The sequence below is a fragment of the Streptomyces sp. V4I8 genome (genome assembly GCF_041261225.1).
Lineage (GTDB): Bacteria > Actinomycetota > Actinomycetes > Streptomycetales > Streptomycetaceae > Streptomyces.
In genome coordinates, this window is sequence record NZ_JBGCCN010000001.1 from 4,114,955 (window position 1) to 4,138,281 (window position 23,327).

General features: G+C 70.8%; 16 protein-coding genes. 4 read left to right on the forward strand and 12 right to left on the reverse strand.

The window, feature by feature from the left end; genetic code table 11:
* Positions 1-43: 43 nt before the first annotated feature.
* The 7 genes from ABIE67_RS18750 to ABIE67_RS18780 form a co-directional block, all read right to left on the reverse strand.
* On the reverse strand, positions 44-1,468 hold the full coding sequence (locus tag ABIE67_RS18750; RefSeq protein WP_370258882.1) for an NAD-dependent malic enzyme: 1,425 nt from the start codon (positions 1,466-1,468) through the stop codon (positions 44-46).
* Between the two features lie 326 nt (positions 1,469-1,794).
* A complete protein-coding gene (locus tag ABIE67_RS18755; RefSeq protein WP_370258886.1) occupies positions 1,795-4,224 on the reverse strand; it encodes a UvrD-helicase domain-containing protein in 2,430 nt (809 codons plus the stop codon).
* Positions 4,225-4,293: 69 nt separating this feature from the next.
* Positions 4,294-5,127 (reverse strand): anti-sigma factor, encoded by an 834-nt coding sequence (locus tag ABIE67_RS18760; RefSeq protein WP_370258889.1) that lies wholly within the window; start codon positions 5,125-5,127, stop codon positions 4,294-4,296.
* Entirely contained in the window at positions 5,127-5,648 is a 522-nt protein-coding gene (locus tag ABIE67_RS18765) for a sigma-70 family RNA polymerase sigma factor (protein WP_010039908.1), read from the reverse strand. Before ABIE67_RS18765 ends, ABIE67_RS18760 begins: the two co-directional genes overlap by 1 nt.
* Positions 5,649-5,967: 319 nt before the next feature.
* Complete coding sequence (locus tag ABIE67_RS18770) at positions 5,968-6,564, reverse strand: ABATE domain-containing protein (protein WP_370258896.1); 597 nt, start codon at positions 6,562-6,564, stop codon at positions 5,968-5,970.
* A gap of 362 nt (positions 6,565-6,926) precedes the next feature.
* On the reverse strand, positions 6,927-8,078 hold the full coding sequence (locus ABIE67_RS18775) for a uroporphyrinogen-III synthase (protein ID WP_370258899.1): 1,152 nt from the start codon (positions 8,076-8,078) through the stop codon (positions 6,927-6,929).
* A gap of 169 nt (positions 8,079-8,247) precedes the next feature.
* Positions 8,248-9,630, reverse strand: coding sequence for a nitrate/nitrite transporter (locus tag ABIE67_RS18780; protein WP_370258901.1), 1,383 nt, complete (start codon positions 9,628-9,630; stop codon positions 8,248-8,250).
* A 322-nt stretch (positions 9,631-9,952) separates the two neighbouring features.
* On the opposite strand from ABIE67_RS18780, the gene ABIE67_RS18785 reads away from it, so the two are divergent.
* Positions 9,953-11,254 (forward strand): transposase, encoded by a 1,302-nt coding sequence (locus ABIE67_RS18785; protein WP_370251558.1) that lies wholly within the window; start codon positions 9,953-9,955, stop codon positions 11,252-11,254.
* 81 nt (positions 11,255-11,335) lie between these two features.
* Here the strand turns inward: ABIE67_RS18785 and ABIE67_RS18790 are convergent, their stop codons facing one another.
* The 5 genes from ABIE67_RS18790 to ABIE67_RS18810 all read right to left on the reverse strand — a co-directional run bounded on the left by ABIE67_RS18790 (position 11,336) and on the right by ABIE67_RS18810 (position 18,383).
* Complete coding sequence (locus ABIE67_RS18790; RefSeq protein WP_370258903.1) at positions 11,336-12,274, reverse strand: hypothetical protein; 939 nt, start codon at positions 12,272-12,274, stop codon at positions 11,336-11,338.
* Positions 12,275-12,417: 143 nt separating this feature from the next.
* A complete protein-coding gene (locus ABIE67_RS18795; RefSeq protein WP_370258905.1) occupies positions 12,418-13,773 on the reverse strand; it encodes an acyltransferase in 1,356 nt (451 codons plus the stop codon).
* Positions 13,770-15,977, reverse strand: a complete 2,208-nt coding sequence (locus ABIE67_RS18800; protein ID WP_370258907.1) for a glycosyltransferase — start codon at positions 15,975-15,977, stop codon at positions 13,770-13,772. Before ABIE67_RS18800 ends, ABIE67_RS18795 begins: the two co-directional genes overlap by 4 nt.
* The gene (locus tag ABIE67_RS18805; RefSeq protein ID WP_370258909.1) at positions 15,977-16,942 is read right to left on the reverse strand and encodes a hypothetical protein; all 966 of its coding nucleotides are present in this window, start codon (positions 16,940-16,942) and stop codon (positions 15,977-15,979) included. The genes ABIE67_RS18800 and ABIE67_RS18805 overlap by 1 nt, the downstream gene beginning before the upstream one ends.
* A 445-nt stretch (positions 16,943-17,387) precedes the next feature.
* Positions 17,388-18,383, reverse strand: a complete 996-nt coding sequence (locus tag ABIE67_RS18810; RefSeq protein WP_370258910.1) for a LysR family transcriptional regulator — start codon at positions 18,381-18,383, stop codon at positions 17,388-17,390.
* Between the two features lie 101 nt (positions 18,384-18,484).
* Here ABIE67_RS18810 and ABIE67_RS18815 point away from each other — a divergent pair, with 101 nt between their 5' ends.
* The 3 genes from ABIE67_RS18815 to ABIE67_RS18825 all read left to right on the forward strand — a co-directional run bounded on the left by ABIE67_RS18815 (position 18,485) and on the right by ABIE67_RS18825 (position 23,322).
* On the forward strand, positions 18,485-19,864 hold the full coding sequence (locus tag ABIE67_RS18815; protein WP_370258912.1) for an MFS transporter: 1,380 nt from the start codon (positions 18,485-18,487) through the stop codon (positions 19,862-19,864).
* A gap of 195 nt (positions 19,865-20,059) precedes the next feature.
* Positions 20,060-22,312 carry an alpha-xylosidase gene (yicI, locus tag ABIE67_RS18820; RefSeq protein WP_370258913.1) on the forward strand — a complete coding sequence of 751 codons (2,253 nt, stop codon included), beginning with the start codon at positions 20,060-20,062 and terminating at the stop codon, positions 22,310-22,312.
* Positions 22,312-23,322 carry a LacI family DNA-binding transcriptional regulator gene (locus tag ABIE67_RS18825; protein WP_370258915.1) on the forward strand — a complete coding sequence of 337 codons (1,011 nt, stop codon included), beginning with the start codon at positions 22,312-22,314 and terminating at the stop codon, positions 23,320-23,322. Before yicI ends, ABIE67_RS18825 begins: the two co-directional genes overlap by 1 nt.
* The last annotated feature ends 5 nt before the right edge of the window (positions 23,323-23,327 follow it).

Below are 23,327 nucleotides of genomic sequence, written 5' to 3' on the forward strand. Positions count from 1 at the left end.
CACGCACACTTCGCGGGGCTGTGAGGCATCCCTACCGAATTGGTTACTCGTCCGAGCCCACGGCGGTGACGGCCTTCGCGGCCTCCCGCACCGCACCGGCGACCGCGCCCGCGACCTTGTCGTTGAAGACGCTCGGGATGATGTAGTTCGGGTTCAGCTCGTCCTCGGTGACGACGTCCGCGAGGGCCTTCGCGGCCGCGAGCATCATCTCCGTGTTGACCGTGCGGGACTGCGCGTCCAGCAGACCGCGGAAGACACCCGGGAAGACCAGCACGTTGTTGATCTGGTTCGGGAAGTCGGAGCGGCCCGTGGCCACAACTGCGGCCGTCTGACGGGCGATTGCCGGGTCGACCTCGGGATCCGGGTTCGCGAGCGCGAACACGATCGCGTCGTCGGCCATGGCGGCCACGTCGTCGCCGTCGAGGACGTTCGGGGCGGAGACGCCGATGAAGACGTCCGCGCCGCGCACGGCCTCCTTCAGGGTTCCGGTGAGGCCCTCGGGGTTGGTGTTGTCGGCGATCCAGCGCAGCGGCGAGTCCGCCGGGGCGTCCCGGAGGTCCTCGCGGCCCGCGTGCACGACACCGTGGATGTCGGCGACGACGGCGTTCTTCACGCCCGCCGCGAGCAGCAGCTTGAGGATGGCCGTACCGGCCGCGCCGGCGCCGGACATGACCACGCGGATGTTCTCAATCGCCTTGCCCGCCACGCGAAGTGCGTTGGTGAGGGCCGCCAGGACGACGATCGCCGTGCCGTGCTGGTCGTCGTGGAAGACGGGGATGTCGAGGGCCTCGCGCAGCCGCGCCTCGATCTCGAAGCAGCGGGGCGCGGAGATGTCCTCGAGGTTGATGCCGGCGAACCCGGGGGCGATCGCCTTGACGATCTCGACGATCGCGTCGGTGTCCTGGGTGTCCAGGCAGATCGGCCAGGCGTCGATACCGGCGAACCGCTTGAAGAGGGCCGCCTTGCCCTCCATGACGGGCAGCGCGGCCTTCGGGCCGATGTTGCCGAGGCCCAGCACCGCCGAACCGTCCGTCACAACCGCAACGGAGTTGCGCTTGATGGTCAGACGGCGGGCGTCCTCGGGGTTCTCGGCGATCGCCATGCAGACGCGGGCCACGCCGGGCGTGTAGATCATCGAGAGGTCGTCACGGTTGCGGATGGGATGCTTGGACGCCATCTCGATCTTGCCGCCGAGGTGCATCAGGAACGTACGGTCGGAGACCTTGCCGAGCGTGACGCCCTCGATGTGGCGGAGCTGCTCGACGATCTCGTCGGCGTGCGCGGTCGAGGTGGCCGCGATGGTGACGTCGATGCGGAGCTTCTCGTGCCCGGAGGCGGTGACGTCGAGGCCGGTGACCGAGCCTCCGTGGGACTCGACGGCTCCGGTGAGCTGGGAGACCGCGGTTCCGCTCGCGGGCACCTCCAGCCGGACCGTCATCGAGTAGGAGACGCTGGGCGCCGTTGCCATGGCCGACTTCCTCTGCTTTCACCTGTGACGCTGGATGCCGTCCGATCGTCGCACCTACCGCCGAGTAGGAGTTAGCCGAGCTTGAATTGCGAACGTATTGTTCGCCACGTCTTCGCATGAGAAGGGACCCACGTCACATGGTGACGTGGGTCCCTTCTCTTCGTTCATGACACCGGCCCGCCATGCTCGCCTCGCGGCAAGTGGTCGCTCGTAGCGACGAAGGTTGGGCCCGGGGGCTTGGATCGAGCCGGTGCCACACCCAGGCTAACAAACAGATCCCGTAAGGCCATTCCCCTGCCGGTGGTTCATGCGGTGGTTCACGCGGATCAATCCCTGAGCAGGTCCGGCACCCCCGACGCGTCCGGCTCGTCGCGCTCCCCCGACACCACCGTCAGCTGCTGGGTGGCCCGGGTCAGCGCGACGTACAGCACGCGCAGTCCGGCCGGCGACTCGTCCGCGATCTCCGCCGGGGAGACGACGACCGTCGCGTCGTACTCCAGCCCCTTCGCCTCCAGGCTGCCGAGTGCCACGACCCGGTCGCCGAGCCCGGCGAGCCACTTGGCCGCCTCCTCGCGCCGCTGCATGGCGACGACGACGCCGACCGTGCCGTCGACACGGTCGAGCAGGCGCGCGGCTTCCTCGCGGACGGTCTGTGCGAGGGAGTCCCGTATGACCGTGCCGCGTCCATTGTTCGTTGTCACAAAACGTGGCTCGACGCCCGTGGAGCGGACGGCCGACGGCGAGGTGGAGCCCGGCATGGCCAGGGCCAGCACCCTCGCCGCCAGCTGGGCGATCTCGGCCGGGTTGCGGTAGTTCACGGTGAGCTGGAAGCGGCGGCGCGGGCGGGTGCCCAGTGCCTCGTCCCTGGCCTCTGCCGCCTCGTCGACGTCGGACCAAGAGGACTGGGCCGGGTCGCCGACGACCGTCCAGGTCGCGTGGCGGCCCCTGCGCCCGAGCATCCGCCACTGCATCGGCGTGACGTCCTGGGCCTCGTCGACGATGACGTGCGCGTACTCGACGCGCTCGGCCGCGAGCCGTTCGGCGCGCTCGCGCTGCGACTCCTCGCGGACCGGCATCAGCTCCTCCAGGCCGGTGAGCTGGTCCAGGGGGTCCAGCTCACGCTTCTTCCTGGGGCGGGCCGGGGTGCCGAGGATCGCCTGGAGCTCGTCGAGCATGGCGATGTCGTGCACGGAGTACCCGTCCCGCTTGAGGGAGCGGGCGACCTTGCGCACCTCGCCGGGGTTGAGGACCCGGCGGGCCCAGCGGCCGAGGCGGCGCTCGTCGGCCATCGCCGCCAGGACGTTCCCCGGGGTCAGCTCCGGCCACCAGGCGTCGACGAAGGAGATGAAGCTGTCCTCGGTGCTGACGTCCTCGTCGAAGGAGGAGCGCAGCTCGGCGGCGAGCTCCGGGTCGCTGTGGCGGGTGGCGCCGCCGGACTGCGCCCACAGGGCGTCGAGCAGCAGCTTGCGGGCGCGCGGGCGCAGCAGGTTCACGGGGGCCGTGCCGCCGAGGGCGGTCCGGCGGATACGTTCCAGCGCGTCGGCCTCCAGCTCCAGCCGGCGCCCGAAGGCGACCACCCGCAGCCGGTCGGGGGGTCCGGCGGGGGTCCGCGCGGGCGCGTCGGCATCGGCGTCGTCGCCGAAGGCGAGCTGCCCCGTGCGGTTCGTCCCCACGGCTCCGACGGCGGGCCGGCCGGGCACGGTCCCGCCTGCCTGCCCCAGCTCCAGCGTGCCCCGCGCGGCCTTCCGCAGCACCTTGAGCATGCGGTACGAGCCCTTGGCGCGGGCCGTGGACGGGGAGTCGTACAGCGTGGCCTCGGCGCCGTCTACGAGTGAGCCGATCGCGCGGATGGCGACCTGGCCCTCCTCGCCCAGCGACGGGAGCACGCCCTCGGTGTACGCGACGAGCAGGGGGGTCGGGGAGACGATCAGGATGCCGCCCGCGTACCGGCGGCGGTCCTGGTAGAGCAGGTAGGCGGCGCGGTGCAGGGCCACGGCCGTCTTGCCGGTGCCGGGGCCGCCCTCGACGTAGGTCACGGAGGCGGCGGGGGCGCGGATGACCAGGTCCTGCTCGGCCTGGATGGAGGCCACGATGTCCCGCATGGTGTGGCTGCGGGCCTGGCCGAGGGCGGCCATGAGGGCGCCGTCACCGATGACGGGCAGCTCGTGGCCGCCGAGGAAGGCCCTGAGTTCGGGGCGCATCAGGTCGTCCTCGACGCTCAGCACCCGACGGCCCTTGGAGCGGATGACCCGGCGCCGTACGACCCGCCCCGGATCGACCGGGGTGGAGCGGTAGAAGGGCGCCGCGGCCGGGGCCCGCCAGTCGATGACGAGCGGGGAGTAGTCCTGGTCGAGCACACCGATGCGGCCGATGTGCAGGGTCTCCGCGATGTCGGCGGTGTTGTCCTCCCGGACCGCGCCCTCGGCGGGCTCGACGGCGGTGTACGCGCCGTCGGGTCCCTTCTTTCCGTCCTTACCGGGCAGCAGGTCGATGCGGCCGAAGAGGAAGTCCTCGAACTCGTTGTTGAGCCGGTTGAGGTGGACACCCGCCCGGAAGACCTGCGCGTCCCGCTCGGCGAGTGCGCCGGGCGTGCCGACCTGGCCGCGCTTGGCCGCGTCGTTCATGAGGAACTCCGCCTCGTGGATCTTCTCCTCGAGCCGTTGGTACACCCGGTCCAGGTGTTCCTGTTCGACGCCGATCTCGCGGTCTCTCGAGGAGTCTTCGAGCGCGGTTTCCTGTGGAGCCTGAGCGGCCACCGGGCCCCCTTCTGACGTGCTGGGCAGCCGTCAACCGTACGCGAAGGAGACCCGGAATCGCTACGGCGACTACACGTCGACCTCGACGATCTTCTTTCCGTCGAAGTCCATGACCTCGACGTGATCGACATCGTCGGGGGCCATGGAGACGCCGCCGCTGACGTAGAGCGGGTTCCTGGCCTGCTCGGTCTTGGCGTCCGGGATGCCGTAGCCCCACTTCGGGACGGACCAGGAGGCGGCCGTCTCGCGCTCGCCGTCCTTGCTGACGAAGATCAGGGAACACTTGAGCGGACCCTTGACGCCCTTGAGTTCGAGGGCCGTCTCGGTGCCCCAGAGCTTCTCCGACATGGCGACGGTCGCACTGGCACCGGTCGTGGAGTCGCTCCCCGAGACCTTGTTCCCGATGCTGGTGAACAGGTCCTTGGCGGGGTTGGCCGCCGCCACGGTCCGGTTCCCCTCGCTGCCACCGCTGCCGTCGCCGCCGTTGGTCGCCACGGCCACGAACGGACCGCCGACGATCAGCGCGGCCGCCGCGGCGACCATGTAGAAGCTGCGCCGGCGCTTCTGGGCACGGCGCTCGGCGACCTCGTCGACGAGCTTGTTCACCAGACGCGGGCTGGGCTTCGCGGACAGGGAGTCACCGATCGCGGGCGTTCCGGCACCGGGCAGGTCCGCGAGGGCGGCGAGCATCGGCTCCATTCCGGCGAGCTCGTCCAGCTGCTGGGCGCACCATTCGCAGGTCGCGAGGTGGGCCTCGAAAGCGGTTGCCTCGGCGTCGTCGAGGATCCCGAGGGCGTAGGCGCCGACGGTCTCGTGCTCGCTCGGGGCAGGATGTCCCTGCATGGGACCAGACATACCCGAACCGCCCATCCCGAATCCCTGGTTTCCCCCGTAAACACTCATCACGCCGTCACCCCCCGCTCCTCCAGAGCCAGCTTCATCGACCGCAGGGCATAGAAAACCCTTGAGCGAACGGTGCCGCTGGGTATGCCCAGCGTCTCGGCCGCCTCGTTGACCGTACGCCCCTTGAAGTACGTCTCGACCAGGACCTCCCGGTGGGCGGGGGTCAGGTCGTCGAGTGCGTCCGACAGCGTCATCAGCCACAGCGCCTTGTCGATCTCGTCCTCCGCGGGGATGACCTCCAGCGGCGACGGATCGACCTCCTGCGGCCGGGCCTGCCGGCTGCGGTGGCCGTCGATGACGATGCGCCGGGCGACCGTCACCAGCCAGGGGCGTACCGATCCGGTCGCTCGATTGAGCTGTCCGGCGTTCTTCCAGGCACGGATGAGCGTCTCCTGCACGACGTCCTCTGCTCGTTGCCGATCACCGGCGACCAGTCGAAGGACATACGCAAGGAGGGGTCCGGCGTGCTCTCGGTACAGCGCACGCATCAGCTCCTCATCAGGTTCCGAGGGCTGGGACATGCGATGTCGGGCCCTCGATCCACGTTCATTGGCCACGACGGAATCCTTGCGCACGCCCACCTCCGATGTCCGGGGGTTCCCCCAGTCGGTCGCTCGACCACCCGTACGGAAGCGGCCCGTTGAGTGTTCAAAGTGAGGCGACAGTTTTCTTCGGAGTGACGTGACGAGCGGGACATGGCAGCACATTCCCACCGTGCGATCTTTACATTTCCGTCACGTCGGCAAGATCGAAGGTGAGCTTCCCTACGGGTGCGTAGGTAAACGGCATGTAATCGAAATCACTTCGACAGCCGTTCCACAGAAGCCGCATAACGGACTGTCAGGCGCGGGCGAGGGCCGCGCGACGACGGTGCCGGGCCACCCTTTCCCGGTTCCCGCAGACCTCACTGGAGCACCAGCGCCTCCTGCGCCCCCGGGACGAATCGAGATAAACGATCGGGCAGTTGTCCCCCTCGCACTCCCTCAGCCCGGCCCGCGCGACCGGATCGGTGAGCAACTCCAGGACGTCCCGCGCGAGCGCGCCGAGCAGCGCGGCACACTCGGGCGGATGATCCAACTGCCGGACGAGGGTGCCGTCTTCCCCGCGTACGGCACGGGGGGCGGGCGGCGCCGCGCGGGCGATGTCGTTCACCCGGGCGAGCGCGATGTCGTACGACGGCCAGGGCTCGGGGACGAGTCCGCCGCGCACCAACTGTCCGATACGGCCGCGCAGTTCACGGAACCCGACGAGCCAGGCCTCGTCCGCGTGGCCCAGCGGTGTGCCCGGCGGCGCGAGGCCGGCCCCGACGATCCAGGCGCGCAACACCTCGACGGAGTCGAACCGTTCCTCGGGGTGCGTGGTCGCGAGGAGATCCAGAGAGATCCGCCCGGCGCCGAAGCGCAGTTCGTACGCGCCCGTGGCCGTACCCAGTGCCATGTGCCTGTCACCGCCTAGGAGTCACCCCGGTCAGGAGGGGTCGGTGAGATGCGGAGAGGAGAGCTGGGGGAACCGTTCCCTCTAACAGTGCCTGCCCACCGGCGGAGCCGGAACCCCTCGTACCGGCGGTTGGCGCTGGACGACCGATTATGGGGCTGCGCGTGACGGCAAGGTTCGGGCGGGCCACGGGTCCGGGGGAGTATGGGCGGCGCCGGCCGCGTACGGGCCGCACTGGCGACGGTGGCGGTGGGGTGCTTGGGGCGGGGGTTGGTGTTGTACGGCCGATCAGCTCACTCCAGCCACTCCGGCGTTTGAGGAGCGGGGGTCCAGGGGGTGGAGCCCCCTGGCAGGGCGAGAAAAGCTCACGCGTCCGCGTACTTCGCGTCGGCAGCCGGATCCAGCGCCAGCCGGTACCCCCGCTTCACCACGGTCTGGATCAGCTTCGGCGCCCCCAGAGCCGTCCGGAGCCTCGCCATCGCCGTCTCCACGGCATGCTCGTCACGCCCCGCCCCCGGCAGCGCGCGCAGCAGCTCCGCACGCGACACCACCCAGCCCGGCCGTCGCGCCAGGGCCCGCAGCAGGGACATCCCCGCCGGCGGCACCGGCCGCAGCGCCCCGCCGACCAGCACCGCGTGGCCGCGGATCTCCACCTGGTGGCCGGCGATCGGCAGGGAGCGGGCCCGGCTCGGAAGTTCCTGGCAGAGGAGCTGGACCAGCGGGCCGAGGCGGAAGCGTTCGGGCTGGACGGTGTCGATGCCGTGCGCCTGCAGGGGCAGCGCGGTGACCGGGCCGACACAGGCCGGGAGGACGTCGTGGTTGAAGGCGGCGAGCAGCTCCGGCAGCAGCCCGCGTTCCTCGGCCCGCGACAGCAGGGAAGCGGCGGCGGGAGCGCTCGTGAAGGTCACGGCGTCCACGCCGCGGGAGACCGCCGCGTCCAGCAGGCGGTCGACCGGACCGATGTCCTCCGGCGGCAGCCACCGGTAGACCGGCACCCCGAGCACCTCCGCTCCCCCGGCCCGCAGCGCCTCCACGAACCCGGGTAGCGGCTCACCGTGCAGCTGGATGGCGATACGGCGCCCGTCGACGCCCTCCTCCAGGAGCCGGTCCAGCACCTCGGCCATGGACTCGCTGGACGGCGACCACTCCTCGGTCAGCCCGGCGGCCCGGACCGCGCCCTTCACCTTCGGCCCGCGCGCGAGGAGCTCGACCCCACGCAGCCGTGCCAGCAGGTCCTCGCCCAGCCCCCACCCGTCGGCGGCCTCGATCCAGCCCCGGAAGCCGATCGCGGTCGTGGCGACCACGACGTCGGGCGTGCGCTGGATGATCTCCTTGGTGGCGGCGAGCAGTTCGCTGTCGTCGGCGAGCGGCACGATGCGCAGGGCAGGGGCGTGCAGCACGGCGGCGCCGCGCCGCTGGAGCAACGCCCCGAGCTCATCGGCCCGGCGCGCGGCGGTGACGCCCACGGTGAACCCCGCGAGGGGCCCATGGTCGGGTTGCTGCTGTTCGTCGTACATAACTCTCGTCCCGCACTCGAGTTGTGGTGCCTGCGCCAGGTGCTTCGCACCGGGGGCGGCCGGAAAGCGGCTCTCCTGATCGCACCCTTGGTGGTTACACCTGCATGCCGAGCGAGCCTGTCAACGGTGCGTGACAGGCTCGGTTCGACTTGATGTCAGCAGTGTTACGTCATACCTCCGCGTAGCTGAGCTGCGGCTTTGCCTCCGAGGTCGCTGTGGCGTGCGTCTCTGAGGCGGCCGGGCGGCGAAGGTATACGGCCCAGGTGACCGCGAAGCAGAGGCCGTAGAAGGCGAGGAAGGCGACGAAGGCGCCGGTGCCGGAGCCCACGGTGAGGAAGGACTGGCGGAAGGCGAGGTTGATGCCGAGTCCGCCGAGCGCGCCCACCGCGCCGATGAGGCCCATGGAGGCGCCGGACAGGCGGCGGCCGTAGGCCGCGGCCTCCTCACCGGTGAGCCCCTTGGCGAGGGCCTTGTTGTGGAAGATGCCGGGGATCATCTTGAACGTCGAGCCGTTGCCGAGGCCGGACAGGACGAACAGGGCGATGAACGCGGTGGTGAACAGCGGCAGCGACTTCTGCATCGAGGCCACGATGATGACCGAGGTCGCGGCGGCCATGGCGACGTAGTTCCACAGCGTGATCTTCGCGCCGCCGTACCGGTCGGCGAGCCAGCCACCCACGGGGCGGATCAGGGAGCCGAGCAGCGGGCCGATGAAGGTGACGTAGGCGGACTGGAGCGGCGTACGGCCGAACTGGGTCTGCAGGACGAGACCGAAGGCGAAGCTGTAACCGATGAAGGAGCCGAAGGTGCCGATGTAGAGGAAGGACATGATCCAGGTGTGGGCCTCCTTCACAGCGTCCTTGGCGGCACCGGTGTCGTTCTTCACCGACGAGATGCTGTCCATCTTGAACCACGCGAGGACGGCGGCGATCACGATGAACGGGATGTAGATCCCGAGCAGGAGGCGCGGGCCCCCGCTGGCGCCGATGACCGCGAGACCGACGAGCTGCACGACCGGCACACCGATGTTGCCGCCGCCGGCGTTCAGGCCGAGTGCCCACCCCTTCTTGCGGAGGGGGAAGAAGGCGTTGATGTTGGTCATGCTGGAGGCGAAGTTTCCGCCACCGACACCGGCCAGCATCGCGCACAGCAGGAACGTGGTGAACGACGTCCCCGGCTCCATTACGGCGAAGGCGGCGACGGTGGGCACGAGCAGCAGGGTCGCCGAGACGACCGTCCACATCCGGCCACCGAAGATGGCGACGGCGAAGGTGTACGGCACGCGGACGATGGCGCCGACCAGCGTGGCCATCGAGACGATGGTGAACTTGTCGGCGGGGGTGAGCCCGTACTCCGGCCCCATGAAGAGCACCATCACGGACCACAGGGTCCAGATCGAGAAGCCGATGTGCTCGGAGAGGACGGAGAAGAAGAGGTTCCGCTTGGCGATCTTCTCGCCGGTCTGGTTCCAGAACGTCTCGTCCTCGGGGTCCCAGTGATCGATCCAGCGGCCTCCCCGGCTCGCAGCGGGGGCTGTGCTAGGGGCTGTCATGACGCCTCCACGGTACTTCGGGGCTCGGTCGCACTTCGAGTGGCTGACCCCGAAGGTAGGGAAGGCTCGTTTCCGCGCTGTGGCACCGGGTGACCGGAAAGGAACTTTGCTCTCACCCTGCGGGGAGGGCGGATGAGAGGTTTTGTTGGCCGTTCCCCTATCTCGACTTTGCGGAGAATCGTGATCTTGAACAGATAGTGGCTTCCCTGTTCGGGTGAGCCCGCTGAGTGGCTTGCGGAACGTCAGGCTGAACGTGAAGAACCATCAGCGGTGTTGATCCAACCGCCTCGAAGCGAGGAAGTTGCCGCTGATGGTTCCGGGGATGACGTTACCGGCGTCGTTGCTGCTTGTTCTGCAGGTCACTCGTCCGTGTTTCACGAAGCATTCGTTCGAGACGTTCTGCCATCTGGTGGCCGGGATGGCCGCGCAGACGGGGCGGCGTACGGTCACCGGGATGCTGACGGGGGCGGGACTGTCGCGGCTGTGGCCGCACCGCAGGGCCCACGCCTTCTTCTCTGAGGCCTCGTGGGATCCCGACCAGCTCGGCCTGCGCCTGGCCCGAGCCGTGGTCGAAGCCCTGCTCCCAGCGGACGCGCCGATCCTGGCTGTCGTCGACGACACCCTGCTGCACCGGGTCGGCAGGAAGGTCTTCGGGGCGCTGTGGGCGCATGACGGCTCCGGGCGGGGCAAGGACAAGCTCGGGTTCGGCAACACCTGGGTCATCTGCGCGGTCGTGGTCCGCCTGCCCTTCCTCGCCAAGCCGGTCGCTGTGCCGGTGGCCGCCCGGCTGTGGCGGGGCAAGGCCACCGCCTCCCGCACCGACCTGGCCCTGGAGATGGTCCACGACCTGGCCGCGCTCTTCCCCGGCCGCACTCTCCACGTCACCGGCGACGCTGCCTACCACTCCGGCAAGGTCGCCGACCTGCCCCCGTCGGTCACCTTCACCACCCGACTCCCGCGCAACGCCGCCCTGTCCGCGCCGACCCCGCCCAAGACCAACAAGCGGGGACGGCCCCGCAAGAAGGGCAGGGCGCTGGGCTCACTGACCGCGATTGCCCAGACGGCGACATGGCGCCTTGCCGTCGTGGAGCGTTACGGGCGCATGGAGTTCGTGTGGATCACCGAGAGGGAATGCCTGTGGTACGGAGCCTTCAAGGACCTCCCGGTCCGCCTCGTCCTGATCCGCGACCTGAACTCGACCCGCCCGTACGACCTCGCTCTGATCAGCACCGACCTGGTCAGTCCCGCCGACGACCTCATTGAACGGTACGGCACGCGCTGGCCGATCGAATCGATCTTCGAGCACATGCGCCAGGATCTCGGCGTCGGCCAGGCCCGCAACCGCACCCGGCGCGCGGTGGAGCGCACCGTCCCCTTCGGCCTGGCCGTCTACACCATCGTCGTCCTCTGGTACGCCGCCCACGGGCACCACCCCGCCGACATCGCCGACCGGCGCGCACGACAGCCCTGGTACGCGACGAAGGCGACCCCGGCGTTCAGCGACATGGTGATCAAGCTTCGCCGGACGATCATCGCCGCCCGCCATATTCACAACCCTGCAGGTCAACCCGGTCCCGATGAAATCGCCGCGGTCATCCGCGCCTGGGAAGCAGCCGCGGCGTAGAGCCCGCCACCCCAAGATCACCATTCGCTACAAACACGAGCCCTATATAGGCGGCGGTAGGCGGCGGCTGCGTGGGGGGCGTCAGCGCTGCGGGGGCTGTGGGGGCTGCCAGTGGGGGTTCTGCTGGGGATAGGGCTGCGGCTGGCCGTACGACTGCGGCGGTGGCTGGTGCCCGTACGGCGGCTGCGGCTGGCCGTACGGCTGCTGCGGCTGTTGTGGCTGCTGCTGCGGTTGCCCGTAAGGCTGCTGCTGCGGGGCGCCGTACGGACCCGGGGCCTGGGGAGCGCCGTAGGGGCCCGGGGCCGGGGCAGGGGCGGCGTACGGGGCGGGGGTCTGCCGGCCGTAGCCGGCGGGGGCGGCCGGGGGCTGGTTGCCGTAGGGCCCGGCGGCGAAGGGGTTCTGCCCGCCGGGGATCTGCCCCGGTATCTGCGCGCCGGGCGGCAGATAGCGCACCCGCCCTGCCTGGTCGGTGATCGGCATGAACCCGGCGGCCTGGAGGCGGGCCGCGAACCTGGCGTTGCGCTTGCGGGTCACGGCGAAGCCGATGCCGACGATCGCCATGAAGAAAGCCCAGGTGAGGAACGCGGCGATCCAGGCGGAGCCGTCCGCGCCGAGCCGCAGCCCGAGGATCACCGCGCCGACGGTGAGGCCGATGGCCGCGTAGCCCATCCGCTTCTCGGCGTTCTTGCCGGTGAGGTCGAAGTTGATGCGGGCCTTGAGCAGTTCGAAGGCGTCGGGGATCAGGGGCGGTACGGAGACCCCGTCGCCGACGTTCGGATACTGCGCCCAGTTCTGCGCGGCGCGGGCGCGGGCCTGGGGGCTCGGGTCGGGCGCGATCAGCATGACGAGCGCGTTGTTGCGACTGCCGCTCTGCCGGACGTCCATGTACTCGTACCCGAACTGCTGGGCGATGAAGGCGAGCTTGGCGAGCTTCTTCACCGAGGCCAGGGGGCTGGTGAGCTCGACCGGCTCCCCGCTCGCCATCAGCCGCAGCATCTTCTGCACCTGCCGCTTGCTCATCAGTACCTGCTCCCCACCGGCCGCCCGGGCCCGTCCGGCCACATGGGCCGCCCCGTTCACTTCCGCAACGCGATCAGTGTTCCACGGGGGTCTGACAGTCGGGACCTCGGCCGGTGGGGTTCACAGGATCTTGGTGGAACTTTTCACCGGGCCCTGTGACGCGTCCCTTTCCTGGTCCCGTTCGGCTTCCTGGCCCCGTTCGGCCACAGCCGGGGGCTTCGCTTCGCGGCGATGTCCTCGATCCAGCCCACGGCGACGATCGCCAGCCCGATCAACGGCCACACCAGGAAGAACATCCAGATCATGTAGGTCGAGTCGAGCGCCGCCGTCGCTCGTTCGTTCTCCATGAAGGGGAGTTGGTAGAGCTGGTCGAGGATCGGGACGGTGGCCATGATCAGCAGGTTGTGCCAGAGGTAGATCGTGACCGCGCGGTTGTTGGACAGCGTCACCAGCTTGTCCCACTTGGCAAGCCGGCCCGGCAGTTCCTGCCACGACGGGGAGTACTGGAGCAGGATCACGACGAAACCGAAGGACCAGGTGGCCTGGGCCAGCGGGATGTCGTTGAGGTCCCAGCCGTCCGGGCCCAGGTGGCCCGAGGCCCACCACAGTCCGAAGGCCATCACGAGCGACGCGCCGGAGACGGCCACATAGCGCGGGATCTTCGCCAGCAGGCCCTCGTGGTGGGCGAAGCCCAGGACCCAGCAGCTGCCGTAGACGGCGAAGTCCGTGACCGCGTTGCCCGTCTCGCCGGGGATCGAGACAAGTCCCGTGCCGACCACCGCCGTCAGTCCCAGAGGGGCCAGCAGCGTCGGCCACGGCGCCCTGCGGAACGCCCACAGCAGCAGGGGGGACGCCACCACGAACCACAGGTAGGCCCGGAGGTACCACAGCACGCCCGCCGCCTGGACCGCCCAGGTGTCCTCCAGCAGGCCCGACTGGGAGCCGATGTGCCAGGGGAAGGGCGGTGCGCCGATCGGGACGACGTAGTTGACCAGCTCGACCAGGGCCCATGCGCCGCCGTGGTCCGGGTCCTTCGCCGGGTTCCAGCCGCCCCCGAACATCAGCGCCAGCACCACCGCGCTGAACACCCACAGGGGAGGCAGAAGTCGACGGACGCGCCCCTTGATCACGCCCCACGCCGGGCGGTTCAGGGAGCGGGCCATCAGCGAGCCGGCCAGCGCGAACATCACGCCCATGGACGGGAACAGCACCGTCAGCCAGGCCCAGCCGAAGAGGTGGTAGACGACCACGCGGACCAGGGCCAGGGAGCGGAGCAGGTCCAGGTAACGGTCCCGGCCCGGCTTCTTGGGCGCGGCCACGGCGGGTTCGGCGGCAACTGGTTCGGCGGCGCGTTCGGCGGTCGCGAGAGCCGGCTCCGGCTCGGTCGTGCGCTGCTGCGGGACGGCGTACGGCGGCGCCGACTGCGCCCGCCACGCGGTCTCCGCGGGCCCGTCCTCCGTGCCCCCGACCGGACCCGTCGGCTGATATCCGTGTGTCATCCGACCGGCCTCCGGTCACCGTCGCGCGTGCCCGCCGCCCGCTGGCGCGGTACGGGCCCGCCGGGCGCCTCGACGACACCCGTGCGGCGCAGCTTCTGCCAGCGCAGGCGGCCGCCGGTGAGGGCCGTGATCCAGGACTGGAGCAGGACGACGTACATGAGCTGGCGGTAGAGGATCTGCTGGAGCGGGAGCGAGATCAGATGGGTCATGCGTTCCTTGTCCAGGCGGAAGGCGTAGGCGGCGCAGACCACCTGGATGGCCAGGACGCCCAGCCAGGCGCCGATCGTCTTCTGCGTCGGGCCGAAGACCAGGCCGTACAGCAGGAACACGTCGATCAGGGGGGCCAGCAGGGGCGCCAGGACCATGAACAGCGACACCAGCGGCAGGCCGACCCGGCCGAAGCGGCCCGACGGGCCCCGCTCCACCAGTGCCCTGCGGTGCTTCCAGATGGCCTGCATCGTGCCGTACGACCAGCGGTAGCGCTGGGACCACAGCTGCTGGACCGACTCCGGGGCCTCGGTCCACGCGCGGGCGTTCTCGGCGTAGACGACCCGCCAGCCGTCCCGGTGCATCGCCATGGTGATGTCGGTGTCCTCGGCGAGAGTGTCGTCGCTCATGCCGCCGACCCGTTCCAGGGCGGACCTGCGGAATGCTCCGACCGCGCCCGGGATGGTCGGCATGCAGCGCAGCATGTCGTACATCCGGCGGTCGAGGTTGAAGCCCATCACGTACTCGATGTGCTGCCAGGCGCCGATCAGCGAGTCCCGGTAGCCGACCTTCGCGTTGCCCGCGACCGCGCCCACGCGCGGGTCGCCGAAGGGCTGGACCAGCTCACGGACCGTGGCCGGCTCGAAGACGGTGTCGCCGTCCATCATCACGATCAGGTCGTAACGGGCGTTCGCCAGGCCGCGGTTGAGCGCCGCGGGCTTGCCCGCGTTGAGCTGGCGGACGACGCGGACGTTCGGCAGGCCCATCGCCTCGACGATCCGTGCCGTGCCGTCGCTCGACCCGTCGTCGACGACGATGATCTCGATCGGGTGCTCGCTCGCCATCAGCGAACGGACGGTGTTCTCGATGCACTTGGCCTCGTTGTACGCCGGGACCAGCACCGACACCGGTTCGGTGACCGGCGGGCCCCAGCGGAAGCCTCGGCGCCGCACCCTGCGCGCGTGGATGCCCGACAGCAGCAGCATCAGCACGAAGCGGCTGATGACCAGGAAGCCGATCACCGCGAGGCCCACCACCAGGACGCCGGTGATGTTGTCCGACGCCTGGACCAGGAAGACCCAGGCCTTGCCCTTCCACTGGTCGAGGCCGGTGACCTGGGTGTGCGCGCTGGGCGCGTCGAGCGCCTCGGTGAGGTTGTCGAACTCGTAGCCCTTGGCCTGCAAGTCCGGGAGGAACCGGTCCAGCGCCTCGACGGTCTGGTGCCGGTCGCCGCCGGAGTCGTGCATCAGGACGATCGCGCCCTTGCCGCCCTTGGGGGTGGCCCGGCGGATGATCTCGTCGACGCCGGGCTTGCGCCAGTCCTCGCTGTCGGTGTTGTTGACGACGGTGATGTAGCCGCGCTTGCCGATGTACTCGGTCACCGGCCAGGACTGGTTGTCCATGGCGTCGGCGAAGGAGGAGTACGGCGGCCGGAACAAGGACGTACGGATGCCGGCCGCACCGCTGATCGCCAGCTGGTTCTGGGACAGCTCCCAGTCGATGCGCTTCTGCGACTGGTAGGAGAGGTCGGGGTGGTTGAAGGTGTGCAGGCCGACCTCGTGGCCCTCCTCGACCATGCGCCGGACCAGGTCCGGATAGCGCGAGGTCATGGTGCCGGTGACGAAGAAGACCGCGTGCGCGTCGTGCTTCTTGAGCACGTCCAGGACCTTCGGGGTCCAGGTCGGGTCCGGGCCGTCGTCGAAGGTGAGGACGAGCCGGTGGTCCTGGAGGTTCAGGCTCTCGGTGCGGCCGCTGCGGGTGTCGATGACGGGGCCGCCGCCCAGGATCTCCTCCGGCACCTTGTCGGTGGCGGCGGCGGGACGGACGCGGTGATCGGCCAGGATCTCGCTGTGGACGTACCCCCGCAGCATCAACATCGCCATCAACGCGACGAGCACGAGACAGGGCAACAACAGGCGCATGGGCACGCGGCGGCGCCGGGAGCCGCCAGGGGCTCCCTTCGCGGGCGGCCCGTGACGGCGGGTGCGGGAGGCCATCAGAGGGTGTACTCCGGGGACGGGGCGGTGGCGGGGGCGGTGGTGTCGCCCGGCTCCTGCGCGATGGGCGACGGGTCGCTGGGACCGTCGGCGACCGTGCCGGTGCCGGGTTCGTCGATGGTCGGGGTGTCGGTCGGCTCCTCGGTGGGGCCGCCGCCGTCCGTCGGGGTCGGGTCCGGGTCGGGCGCGGTGGGCTCGACGGTCGGATCGGGGTCCGGGGTGGGATCCGTGTCCGGGTTCGTGGTGGGCTTCGTGGCGCTCGGCTCGGGGTCGGCGGACGTGCCCAGATCCTCGGCGCCGGCCGACGCGCCGGGCGCGGTGGCGTCGGCGTCCGGGGACGGGGTCGTGCCGGCGTCGGCCGTCGGGGAGGTCCCCGGCGAGACGCTGCCGGTGCCGGAGGACGCCGGCGCCGACTCCGCGGGCAGCGGCGAGGTGTCGACCTGCCCGGCCGGCTGTTCCTTGGGGCCTTCCACGGGCAGCCAGGGCGCGTCGGAGTTGCCGGACAGCAGCGTGGCGACGATGACCACGGCGTAGACCGCGCAGGCCAGGCCGACCGCCATGCCGATCCGGCGGAAGCGGCGGCTGCGGCGGCCGGACTCGTCGACGAACACCGGCCCGTCGGAGCCCTCGCCGCCGGGGGCGTCCTTGGCGGCGCGCAGGATGTTGTCGAGCTGGACGCCTATGCCGTCGAGTTGGACGGTGACCTCGTGCGGATCGTGGGTCGCGCCGGGCCGCACGGTTCCCTCCGGCTCCTCGGGCTCGCTCCACGGGTCGCGGACAGCGGGAGCCTGAGGGGCGGGGGCGTTACGGGCGTAAGCGGTACCGCCGTAAGCCTCACCGGCGGAAGCGTTGCCCGCGGAAGCCGTACGCGTCTCGCCGGGCGCGGGGAACCCGCCCTCGCCTCTTAGGGCCGACGGCCGGTCGAAGGCCGACCAGCCGTCGGTCCTCCCGACCGACGGAAGCACCGCGGTCTCGTCGGTGCCGGAAGCGGACGCGGCCGCCCCGGGACCGTTTCTCAGGATCTCTGTCTCGTCGCCGTCCGAGGACGCGTGCCGGCCGCGGTGGTGTATCTCCGTCTCCCTTGCTTCGGATCGGGAGCGATGGCCCTGAGTGGGCACACCAGGCACACCGACCACCCCGGTCGCCGGGAAGGCCTGGGTGTCACCCCGGGAACCCCCCGCGGAAGAACCGCCTCCGGAGCCCTCCGCGCTCTCGGGCCACTCCGGTTGGGCGTCTTCTCGCCACTTCTTCACGCGCACGCACATCCCCCCACGGGACCGTTCTGGGTGCGCGCGCGACACTGAGCACCCGTCGCCGTACCGAGCCCCCACCCGGCCGAGCGCCCCCCATTACCACAACGTGCTCAGGCCAAGAATGTAGCGCACGCGGAGGTTTCGTGGTGGCCACGTGTCAATTGTGCAGGCCCAAAGTGGCCGAATCGATGGCCGGAATCCATCCATTTGCGGGCTTGTGCAGCCACCCCTCCTCGGCCGAAAGTTCGGCCGCCGCCCGTCGAAGAGCGTCGAATCCAGGGTGCACCAGCCCCTTCCGCCACACCAGTGACACGGGTGACAGCGGAACGGGATCGACGAGCGGACGCCGCACCGTCGACGGCATGGCCGGAAAGTCCACCACGACGAGAATCGGGGTCCGCGTCTTGGCCATGATCCGCTGGAACTCCTCGTCCCCGACGGCGAGCGGCGCGGGCGCGGCGAGCTCGATGCCCCGCCCCTCGAACAGCCGGCGCGCGAGATCGGTCCACTCCGGCGTACGGGGGTTGCCCGCCCCGGCGTAGACCGTCCGGCCCGCGAGCGCGGCGAGCGGCACCGCGTCCAGCTCGGCCAGCGGATGGTCCTCGGGGAGCAGGATCGCCATGGGCTCGTAGCGGACCGGCTGATGGTCGAGGCCCGCCCGCAGCGCCGGGTCCAGCCCCGCGAACCGGCCGAAGGACGCGTCCAGCCGCCCCGCGGCCATCTCGCCGGCCGCCCCCGTCAGACCGCTCTCGTAGCGGGCCATCAGCTCGTGCTCGGGGGCGAGTTCGCGGGCCCGGTGCAGGACGCGGCGCGGGGTGCCCAGGCCCGGGGAGTTGAGGTCCACCAGCAGGGCGCGCGCCTGGCCGAAGGCGGCGAGCAGATCGTCCTGGGCCTGCAGGGCCCGGCGCGCGTACGGCACCAGCCGCTCGCCGTCGGCCGTCAGCGTGACCTGCCGGGTCGTCCGTACGAACAGCTCGGCGCCCAACTCCCGCTCCAGCCGCCGTATGTCCCGGCTGAGCGCCTGCTGGGCGACATACAGCCGCACCGCGGCGCGCGTGAAGTGCAGCTCCTCCGCCACGGCGAGGAAGGCGCGCAGGAGGCGGGGGTCGAGGTGAGCGGGAGCGGAGGCGGACACGGACGCGGGAGCGGGCATGCGGGGAACCTACAACTCACGCGGCTCTTACAACACAGGTGCGTGAATCCGGGCCGAGCAGGTGTTGGACCCCGTGATCCACTCCGGGCGACGGTGGATCCATGCCGCAACCGCCCTCCAGAAAAGCCCTGAACCCCCTGAACGCCCCTCACACTCATAACACCCATAAAAGCTCCAACACCCCTGACGCCCCTTTGCTCACCGTCACCGCCGACACCCTCGTCGCCGTCGACTTCGGCGCCCGCACGCGGAGCCGACCGCCCGGCCCGTACCGCCGGCTCTTCGCCCGGCCGGGCACGCGCGCCTTCACCCTCGCGAACCTGATCGCCCGCCTCCCCATGGGCATGTTCAGCGTGAGCGCGGTCGTGATGATCGCCGGCAGCCGGGGCTCGTACGCCCTCGCCGGCGCGGTCACCGCGACCGGCCTCGCGGCGACCGCGCTGGTCGCCCCCTGGACCGCGCGGCTCGTCGACCGGTACGGACAGGCCCGGGTCGCCGTGCCCGCCACGCTCTTCGCCGCGCTGGGCAGCCTCGCGCTGCTGCTGTGCGTGCGCCACGACGCCCCGGCCTGGACCCTGTTCGCCGCGTACGCCGCCACCGCGACCACCCCCAACACCGGCGGCATGTCCCGCGCCCGCTGGGCCCATCTGCTGAAGGGCGACCCCGGGTCCCTGCACACGGCGAACTCCTTCGAGCAGGCCGCCGACGAGCTGTGCTTCATGCTGGGGCCGGTGCTCGCGGCCTTCCTGTGCGGGACGTTCTTCCCGGAGGCCGGGACGCTGGCCGGGGTGGTGCTCCTGGTGACGGGCGTGCTGGCCTTCGCGGCGCAGCGGTCGACCGAACCGCCGACGCCACCCCGGGACCGTACGGGTGAGGGCGCCCGTACGGCCGTGCGGTCACCGTTCCGTGCCCCCGGAATGCCCCCGCTGCTGGTCGTCTGCCTCGCCATGGGCGCGGTGTTCGGGTCGACGGAGGTCGTGACGCTCGCGTTCGCGGACGCGCAGGGGCACCGTACGGCGGCGGGGGCGGTGCTCGCGCTCCAGGCGGCCGGGTCCTGTGCGGCGGGCCTGCTGTACGGCCGGCTCCGGCTCTCCGGTCCCGCCGAGTACCGCTATCCCTGGTGCATAGCGGCGATGACCGCGCTGTTGACGCTGCCCCTGCTCGCCGCGTCCCTGACCGGCTCGCTCCCGCTCCTGGCCGTCGCCCTGCTGGTCGCCGGCATGGCCACGGCCCCGACCATGATCACCAACATGGCACTGGTGCAGCAGCGCACCCCGGACGGCCGCCTCAACGAGGGTATGACCCTCGCGGTGACCGCCCTGCTCGGCGGGATCGCGTGCGGCAGCGCGGTCGGCGGGTGGGTGGTGGAACGCCTCTCGCCCACCGCCGGCTACGGGGTGCCGGTCACGGCGGCGGCCGTGGCCCTGCTCATCGCGCTCGCCGCCACGACGGCGAGCAGGGCCGCCGGGCACGACGTCTGATCCACGCCCGCGCGGACCCCTTCGCCAGCGGCTGATCCCCACTCCGCCCCCGGCCGCGGGTGAACAGTGGCTGCGCCATTCCCTTGCCGCCCCATTGACTCACCTCCAGGGCGCACATACCTTCGCCAGTCGAAGCGCTTCGACACTCTTGATCGAAACGTTTCGACAGGACCAGACGCTGCAAGGGGCCCCCACATGAAGTTCACCGACGGCTACTGGCTGCTGCGCGAAGGCGTCACCGCGGCCCACCCCGCCGCAGTCCTCGACGTCACGGAGTCGGACGGCGCCCTGGAGATCCACGCGCCGACCCGGCCCATCCGCACGCGCGGCGACCTGATGACGGGACCGGTCATGACGATCAACGCCCACACGCCGATGCCCGACGTCATCGGCCTGACCCTGACGCACTTCAGCGGCGAGCAATCCCGCGGCCCCGAGTTCGAGCTCACCGAGTCGGCGGAGACGGCCGCGCAGATCTCGTACGACGACGAGCACGCGACCCTCACCTCCGGCGCGCTCTCGGTCCGAGTCGCCCGCACCGGCTCCTGGCAGGTCGACTTCCTGGCCGGCGGCCGCGTCCTCACCTCCAGTGGCCCCAAGAGCATGGGCATCATGCGGGACGCGAGCGGGGGCCACTATCTGCGCGAGCAGCTGCGCCTCGGTGTCGGTACGTCCGTCTACGGCCTCGGCGAGCGCTTCGGCCCGTTGGTCAAGAACGGGCAGGTCGTCGACATCTGGCAGGCCGACGGCGGCACCTGCAGCGAGCAGGCGTACAAGAACGTGCCGTTCTTCCTGACCGACGCGGGCTACGGCGTCTTCGTCGACACCCCGGGCAAGGTCTCCTTCGAGGTGGCGTCGGAGGTGGTGTCCCGGGTGCAGTTCAGCGCGGAGACACAGGAGTTGACGTACTACGTCATCCACGGCCCGACCCCGAAGGACATCCTCCGCAAGTACACGGCCCTGACCGGCCGCCCCGCTCTCCCGCCCGCGTGGTCGTTCGGCCTGTGGCTGTCGACGTCCTTCACGACGTCGTACGACGAGGAGACGGTGACGTCGTTCGTGGACGGCATGCGGGAGCGCGAACTGCCGCTCTCGGTCTTCCACTTCGACTGCTTCTGGATGCGCGAGTTCAACTGGTGCGATTTCCAGTGGGACCCGCGCGTCTTCCCGGATCCGGCGGGGATGCTGGCCCGGCTGAAGGCGAAGGACCTGCGGATCTGCGTCTGGATCAACCCGTACATCGCCCAGCGCTCGCCCCTGTTCGCGGAGGGCAAGGCACTCGGCCATCTGCTGAGGCGGCCGGACGGCAGCGTCTGGCAGTGGGACCTGTGGCAGCCCGGCATGGCGCTGGTCGACTTCACCTCTCCCTCCGCCCGCGACTGGTACGCGGCGAAGCTGGAGGCGCTGCTCGCGCAGGGCGTCGACTGCTTCAAGACCGACTTCGGCGAGCGAGTGCCGCTGGATGTGGCGTGGTCCGACGGCTCCGACCCGGAGCGGATGCACAACTACTACACGTACCTCTACAACCAGACCGTCTTCGACGTGCTGCGCAAGCACCGGGGCGAGGAGGAGGCGGTGCTCTTCGCGCGCTCGGCGACGGCGGGCAGCCAGAAGTTCCCGGTGCACTGGGGCGGCGACTGCGAGGCGACCTACGAGTCGATGGCGGAGTCGCTGCGCGGCGGGCTCTCGCTCGGCCTGTCCGGCTTCGGGTACTGGAGCCATGACATCGGCGGCTTCGAGGGCACGCCGACCCCCGCGCTGTTCAAGCGGTGGCTGGCGTTCGGGCTGCTGTCCTCGCACAGCCGGCTGCACGGGTCGTCGTCGTACCGGGTGCCGTGGCTGTTCGACGAGGAGTCGGTGGACGTGGCCCGCCACTTCACCCGCCTCAAGCTGCGGTTGATGCCGTACCTCTACGAGGCCGCCCGCACCGCCCACACCGAGGGCGTGCCGATGATGCGGGCGATGGTGCTGGAGTTCCCGGACGACCCCGGGTGCGCGCATCTGGAGCGGCAGTACATGCTCGGACCGGACCTGCTGGTGGCCCCCGTCTTCAGCGACGAGGGGGAGGTGACGTACTACGTCCCCGAGGGCACCTGGACCCACTTCCTCGACGGGCGGACGGTGACCGGCCCGCGCTGGGTGCGCGAGCAGCACGACTTCACCAGCGTGCCGCTGCTGGTCCGGCCGGGTGCGGTGATCCCGGTGGGCGCGGTGGACGACCGGCCCGACTACGACCATGCCGACGGGGTGACGCTGCGGGCGTACGGGCTGGAGCGGGGCGCACAGCGGACGGTGCGGGTCGGGGACGTGGTCTTCACGGTCGTACGGGAGGGGGACACGCTGCGGGCGTCCTGCGCTGTCCCTGCCGCGCCCTGGGGGCTGGCGGCGGGCGAGCGGGAGGTCCGGGCGCAGGCGGGGACCGGGTTTCTCTCCCTGGAGCTGGGCTGATGGTGAAGATCACGGATGTGGCGCGGCACGCCGGGGTCTCCCCCAGCACCGTGTCGTACACGCTGAGCGGCAAACGCCCGATCTCCGAGGAGACCCGGCGCCGCGTCGAGGAGTCCGTCCGCCTGCTCGGCTACCGCCCGCACGCCGGCGCCCGCGCCCTGGCCGGCGGCAGGTCGAACGTGCTGGCGCTGCTGGTGCCGCTGCGGCCGGGCATCGATGTGCCGGTGGCGATGCAGTTCGCGGTGTCGGTGGTGACGACGGCGCGGCGCCACGACCATGACGTGCTGCTGCTGACCCAGGAGGAGGGCGAGGAGGGGCTGCGGCGGGCCCTGGACACGGCCCCGGTGGACGGGCTGATCGTCATGGACGTGCAGCTGAACGATCCACGGACAGCGCTCTTACCCGGCCTGGACCGGCCGTCGGTGGTGATCGGCTTCCCGGCCGATTCGGAGGGCCTGACCTGCATCGACCTCGACTTCAAGGCGGCGGGCGAGGCCTGCGTGGAGCACTTGGCGCGGCTCGGCCACCGGGTGGTGGCACTCGTGGGGTCGCCCCCGGAGGTGTACGTACGGGGGACGGCGTTCGCCCAGCGGGTGGTCCGGGGCTTCACGGCCGCCGCCGACCGGGGCCGGCTCACCTCCTCCGTCCACCCCTGCGAGGCCTCGCCCGCGGCGGCACGCGCGGTCGCCGGGCAACTGCTGCGGGAGCAGCCCGCCTTGACGGGGGTCGTCGTCCACAACGAGGCGATCCTGGAGCCGCTGATCGACGCGTTCGAGGAGCTGGGCCTACGGGTGCCGGCCGACCTGTCGGTCACCGCGATCTGCCCGGACGAACTCGCCGCGTCGCTGCGGGTGCCGGTGACGTCGATCGCCTTGCCTGCCGCGGAGGTGGGGGCGCGGGCGGTGGAGCTGCTGATGGGGAAGCTGGGCGGGAAGAGGGTTCCGGAGGCGACATTGCTGGCGCCGAGGATGACGGAGAGAGGGAGCACGGGGCGGCGGGCGGTGGCGTGAACTGT